The 6,181-nt window shown below is 67.9% G+C and carries 3 protein-coding genes and 1 pseudogene; 1 reads left to right on the top strand and 3 read right to left on the bottom strand.

What is annotated here, in order from left to right:
- The 3 genes and pseudogenes from ACY5KJ_RS16595 to ACY5KJ_RS16585 all read right to left on the bottom strand — a co-directional run.
- Window positions 1-1,114: reverse transcriptase domain-containing protein (locus ACY5KJ_RS16595; protein ID WP_462203793.1), on the bottom strand; the 1,114-nt coding region annotated here is incomplete at its 3' end.
- Window positions 1,115-1,822: 708 nt separating this feature from the next.
- Window positions 1,823-1,963, bottom strand: coding sequence for a hypothetical protein (locus tag ACY5KJ_RS16590; RefSeq protein WP_462203792.1), 141 nt, complete (start codon window positions 1,961-1,963; stop codon window positions 1,823-1,825).
- Window positions 1,964-2,041: 78 nt separating this feature from the next.
- Window positions 2,042-4,548, bottom strand: a pseudogene (locus ACY5KJ_RS16585) (DEAD/DEAH box helicase).
- A 591-nt stretch (window positions 4,549-5,139) separates the two neighbouring features.
- Here ACY5KJ_RS16585 and ACY5KJ_RS16580 point away from each other — a divergent pair.
- Window positions 5,140-6,111 carry an acyl-CoA desaturase gene (locus ACY5KJ_RS16580; RefSeq protein WP_462203794.1) on the top strand — a complete coding sequence of 324 codons (972 nt, stop codon included), beginning with the start codon at window positions 5,140-5,142 and terminating at the stop codon, window positions 6,109-6,111.
- Window positions 6,112-6,181: the final 70 nt, after the last annotated feature.

Raw genomic sequence — 6,181 nt, 5'->3', positions numbered from 1 at the left:
GATTCATGGCCGCCTTGCTCGGCCTGGTCAGCAACTTGTCGTTGGAATAGCGGCGGATATTGAACCCAAGGAAGTCGAAGCCCTCCGAGATATGGACGACGCGCGTCTTGTCCTCGCTGAACCTCAGCCCTTTGGGCTCCAGCCACCCCGCAAGCCGGGCCTTGACCTGCTCGGCCTGCTCACGCGAGTGACACAGGGCAACCAGATCGTCGGCGTACCTGACCAGAGCCGGGGAGTCGCGCCTGAGCTTCCCGGCAGCAACACCGTTGGTCTCGTAGCGCACCCCGGCCGCCGCCTCCATCCCATGCAGGGCCACGTTCAGTAGGCACGGACTGATCACACCGCCCTGAGGAGTGTCCTCCTCGGTCGGCGCGAACCGGCCGCGCTCGACCACACCCGCCTTGAGCCACCCGGCGATCTGCTCCCGCGCGGGGAACGTGCCAAGCTGCCGCAGCAGATGATCGTGGTCGATGCGGTCAAACGCCGCCGCCAGATCCGCGTCCACGATCCACACCCGTCGCGCACTCGGCTTGGAGGCCAGGGTGTAGATGAACTGGATCGCATCATGACAGCCGCGCCCAGGCCGAAATCCATAGGACCTCGGCTCGAATCGCGCCTCCCATTCAGGCTCCAGCGTCCCCAGGACCACAGCCTGAAGGCAGCGGTCCAAAATGACGGGGATACCAAGCGCCCTGAGTTCCGTGGTCGATCCCCGCTTGGGGATGTGCACCCGTCTGACAGGCTTTGGCGTCCGTGACTTCGCGGCGTGCTGCACCTGCCCGGCCAGCTCAACCTTCGGCCGGGACTCCAGAGCCGTTCTGCCGTCGACGCCCGCCGCTATCCGGCCAGCGTTGATCTCCGTGACCCGCCGAACGCTGACCAACGCGTTGGAGCGGGACCGGAGCATCAGCTTCTGCAAACTACGGACCCTTTTCAGGTCCCCTGCCTGCGACGCCGCGAAGATCCGCTGGCGAAGCCGCTGTACGTTTTCCTGCTCAGCCGCCCAGTCGATGGACGCCCATTGCACGACTCCGTCTTCAGGTCCGTTCACCTCGGCAGCCTCATCGGCTTCTTTGGTGTCCAACTTGCCCTGAGGTTCCAGCGTCTCCACCATCCTCCTTTCGCAGGCTCACCTGGTCCACGTCAGCTCCCTTTCGAGCCCAGGCAGTCGCCTGGTATCCGCCCGGTTATACGGGGCGATCGGCGGAGGCGCCGACCCTACTGCCCCGGTTTCCCGTTGCCTTTCTGCTGACGGCATTCGCTTCTTGGACCATCCTGTCCCGCTGGGGAGTTAAGCCTTCCTCACGGTCGGCCTACCGGAACACCGTCCGGACCCCGTCGGGGTTTCCACGTTCCACACGGTTGAGATGCGATCGGGTCGGGTGCCCCCTATACCCCGGGACGGCGGTGCTCCACGACCACGGGTACGTACCGTGGCCGCCGCCTGCCGCTTTGGGGGACGTAATGAAGTAACAAATACGTGATCGAGAGCATCATCGCAGGTCACAGGCCTGTGGAGGGTTCGAAACGCGCAAGTTATTTCATTTCGACTCCTTTGCAGCGGTCTAGTCCTGAACGCCCCTGGTACAACCCATCGGTGGCGCCCGCGTTGTCGAGGCATCAACAGAGGTTCACTTGCGTTCACCCAGCCGATCTTCCCCTTCGCCTGTAACCCCCGGATGGAACGGGAATCCTTGGGTTTGACCATCTGCGCTCCGCACCCCGCAGTTACCCGCGACGCACGTCAGACTGGGGACAGGTCACGAAGCACAAACCTGAAACTGCACCCGACCATTGGCCGGACCTCCATCGTGCAGCTCACTCAACTCGTGCAACATCGTGTCGCACCGTACATCCGGGCCGCGTGCGGCTGGTCGGTCCTGAGATCGACCGGGCTGCCTTCCTCCGCGAGAGTCTTCCACCACTGCCCGACCTCCGGGTCGTGCCGGTCCGCGCTCGTCACCGCAACCAGCCCCTTGGTAATTGGACGATCCTCACCAAATACCCTAGTGGGAACGGATTTCGTGTTCCTCTACGGGCGTCAGAGTCGGTCGACGGCGGTGACCCGGACCACCGCGACCCCCGCCTCGTCCGAGGCGGCCAGGTCGATCTCCGCGCTGAAGCCCCAGTCATGGTCCCCGGCCGGGTCGTCGAAGATCTGCCGCGCCGTCCACATCCCCGGCGCCCCCGGCGTCCCCGGCTTCTCGTCGAGGATGAGCAGACCCGGCCCCCGCGCGTCCGGACCGGTCCCGATCTCGCCATGCTCGGCGAAGTACGGCTCCAACGCCGCCCGCCACCCGTCGGCGTCGAACCCGCCGTCATACCCGCCGTCGAGCTCACCGAGCGTGTCGTAGCGGCGCAGCGCGGCGAGCTCGACCCGGCGGAACAGCGCGTTGCGCACCAGCACCCGAAACGCCCGGATGTTGCCCGTGACCGCCGGTGGCCGCCCGTCGACGCCACCACCGCCCGCGGCGCCCGCACCGTCCCCGGCCGGGTTGCTCAGCCGCTCCCACTCGTCGAGGAGGCTCGAGTCGGTCTGGCGGACCAGGTCCCCCAGCCACTCGGTCAGGTCGACGACCTCCTCGGTGCGGGCGTCCTCGGGCACCGTCTGGCGCAGCGCCTTGTAGGCGTCGGCCAGGTAGCGCAGCAGCAGCCCCTCGGAGCGGGCCAGCCCGTAGAACGCCACGTACTCGGCGAACGTCATCGCCCGCTCGTAGAGCTCCCGCGCCACCGACTTCGGCGCCAGCTCGTAATCGTCGACCCAGGGATGCCCCCGCCGGTACAGGCCGAACGCCGCGCCCAGCAGTTCCGCCAGCGGCTGGGGATAGCTGACCTCCTCCAGCAGCTCCATCCGCCGGTCGTAGTCGACGCCTTCGGCCTTCATCGCCGCGACCGCTTCCCCCTTCGCCTTCGACAGCTGGGCGTGCAGCACCTGCCGGGGATTGTCCAGGGTCGCCTCCAGCACCGAGAGCACATCCAGCGCATAGGAGGGGGAGGCCGGGTCGAGCAGCTCCAGCGCGGCCAGCGCGAACGGGGACAGCGGCTGGTTGAGCGCGAAGTCGAGCTGTAGGTCCACCGTCACCCGCACGCTGCGGCCCAGCTCGTCGGGGGGTGTCGAGGCGCTCCACCACCCCGGCCGCCAGCAGCGCCCGGTAGATCGCGATCGCCCGGTGGATCAGCCGGCGCTGGGTGGCGCGATCCGAATGGTTGTCGGTGAGCAGGTGGCGCATCGACGCGAATGCGTCCCCCGGCCGGTTGATCACATTGAGCAGCATCGCGTGGTTCACGGTGAACTGGGAGGTCAACGGCTCGGGTTCGGCCGCGACGAGCCGTTCGAACGTCGCCAGGCCGTACCCGACGCTGCCCTCGGGGGGTTTCTTGCGGACCACCTTGCGCCGCTTCTTCGGATCGTCCCCGGCCTTCGCCAACGCGCGTTCGTTCTCGATCACATGCTCGGGGGCCTGCACGACGACGTTGCCGACCGGGTCGTAGCCGGCCCGCCCGGCGATCTGGTGGAACTCCCGCGCCGACAGCAGCCGCACCCTGCTCCCGTCGTACTTCGACAGGGAGGTGAACACCACCGTGCGGATCGGCACATTGATCCCCACCCCCAGGGTGTCCGTGCCGCAGATGACCTTCAGCAGCCCCGCCTGGGCGAGTTGCTCCACCAGCCGGCGGTACTTTGGCAGCATCCCGGCGTGATGCACCCCGATGCCGTGGCGGACCAGCCGGGACAGCACCTTGCCGAACCCGGCGGTGAACCGGAAGTTCCCGATCGTCCTCGCGATCGCGTCCTTCTCCGCCCGGGTCGACACGTTCACGCTCATCAGCGCCTGCGCCCGTTCCAACGCCTGCGCCTGGGTGAAGTGCACGACGTAGACGGGGGCCTGGTGGGTCTCCAGCAGCTCACCGATCGTCTCGTGCATCGGCGTGGTGACGAACCGGTAGAACAGCGGCACCGGACGCTGCGCGGAGCGCACCACCGCGGTGCCGCGCCCGGTCCGCCTCGAACAGCGACACGTCGCCGAGCGTCGCCGACATCAGGATGAACTGGGTGTGCGGCAGTTCCAGCAGCGGCACCTGCCAGGCCCAGCCGCGGTCGGGATCGGCGTAGTAGTGGAACTCGTCCATGACGACCTGACCGACGTCGGCGGCGACCCCGTCGCGCAGCGCGATGTTCGCCAGCACCTCCGCCGTGCAGCAGATGATCGGCGCCGTATCGTTCACGCTGGCGTCCCCGGTCATCATCCCGACCTGCGCCGCGCCGAACATCGCGCACAACGCGAAGAATTTCTCCGACACCAGCACCTTGATCGGCGCGGTGTAGAAGGTACGCCGCCGCGCCGCCAGCGCCGCGAAGTGCGCCCCCGCCGCGACCAGGCTCTTGCCCGACCCGGTCGGCGTCGCCAGGATCACGTTCGACCCCGAGACGATCTCGATCAGCGCCTCGGACTGTGCCGGGTACAGCTCCAGCCCCTGCTCTGCGACCCACTCGGTGAACGCGTCATAGAGTGCGTCGGGATCAGGCCCGCCGCCGGGGCCGGTCAGGTCCGGGTTCTTCGAGTCGGGGTCCTTCGGGTGGGGGCCCGTTCGCCGTCATGGCCGGTGCCGGAAGTCGGGGGAAGGTGGTCGGTGAGTGTCATGGTCGTTCGATCGTGCCTGATGAACGCCGCCCACGGCTTTCGGGTGGGCGGTCCGTGACGCTCTGTTACCCGGAGTGGGCGGTGTTCGTGAAGTCCGCTTTCCACGCCTCGATGCGGGGGTACACCCAACCCGGTTCTGGCGGGTAGCACCAACGCCCCGATCCGGAAAACCGACCACAGGTAGCACTGACAATCCCCCAGACACGGAGGGAAACACGTGTCCCGTGAATCCGAACTGCAGTCGGCCATCGTCGCCTCTGCCGCTGCATCTGGCAGCACCGAGGCCATTATCATAAAATCTACCGCCACCGCGTCCGGTACGGTTGCCGGTACGGCTACCGCGTCCGGTACGGCCAAATCCATCCCCACGACGACCGCCCTCGGTTCCGCCGCCCTCGGTTCGGGCACCCTCGGTTCCGCTGCGGCGCGCGTTGCCGCACCCCGGCCCGGTGACTACGACGGGTGTCCGCCGGGCCGGCCCCGCCCCGCCCCGACCCTGCCGTCGGGGCCGCCGCTCCCGGCCAGGGCCGCCAGGCCGAGGCGGTCGACCCGCCCCGACCTGGCGGACCAGCCGAAGACCCTCGGTGAGCAGGTCCTGCTCGCGTTCTTCATCGTCGTGCCCCTGCTTGCCCTGCTCGCCGCGGTCCCGCTGGCCTGGGGATGGGGGCTGGGCTGGCACGACCTGGTCATCGGCGCCGTCATGTACCTGATCACCGGATTCGGTGTCACCGTGGGCTACCACCGGCTGTTCACGCATGGTTCCTTCCGGACCGGCCGGCCGCTGCGGATAATCCTCGCCGTCGCCGGGAGCCTCGCCATCGAAATGGGGGTGACCGACTGGGTCGCGGCTCACCGGCGGCATCACAAATACTCCGACCAGGCGGCCGATCCGCATTCACCGTGGCGTTTCGGTCATCACGGCAGGGGCCTGGCGAAAGGGTTCCTACACGCCCATGTCGGATGGCTTTTCCACCCGGAACGGACCGCGCCGGAGAAGTTCTGCCCGGATCTGCTCGCCGATCGGGACATCGCGGCGATCTCGGCCCGGTTCCCCTGGCTCGTCGCCGCCTCGGTGCTGCTGCCGCCGCTGGTCGGTGGCCTGTGGAGCATGTCCTGGACCGGGGCGGCGACCGCGCTGTTCTGGGGGGCGCTGGTCCGTATCGTGCTGCTGCACCACGTCACCTTCTCCATCAACTCAATCTGCCACACGATCGGCACCCGACCGTTCGCGGCCCGGGACCGCTCCAGCAACGTGTGGTGGCTGGCCATACCCTCGCTGGGGGAGTCGTGGCACAACCTGCACCACGCCGACCCCACCAGCGCCCGCCACGGCGTCCTGCCCGGCCAGATCGATCCCAGCGCCGCACTCATCCGCCTGTTCGAGAAGCTCGGCTGGGTGCACGACGTGCGGTGGCCCACCGCCAAACGGATTGCCGCCCGCCGCGTGGACGCGGGCGCGGTCCTTTGAGAAACGACGCCGAACGTCGTAGCTTGATCGGAGAAAAACCGGCACGGGCTTTGAGGGGACGTAATGAAGT

The sequence above is a fragment of the Frankia sp. CcWB3 genome, assembly GCF_977927595.1.
This window is presented reverse-complemented; position numbering and strand designations above follow the sequence as displayed.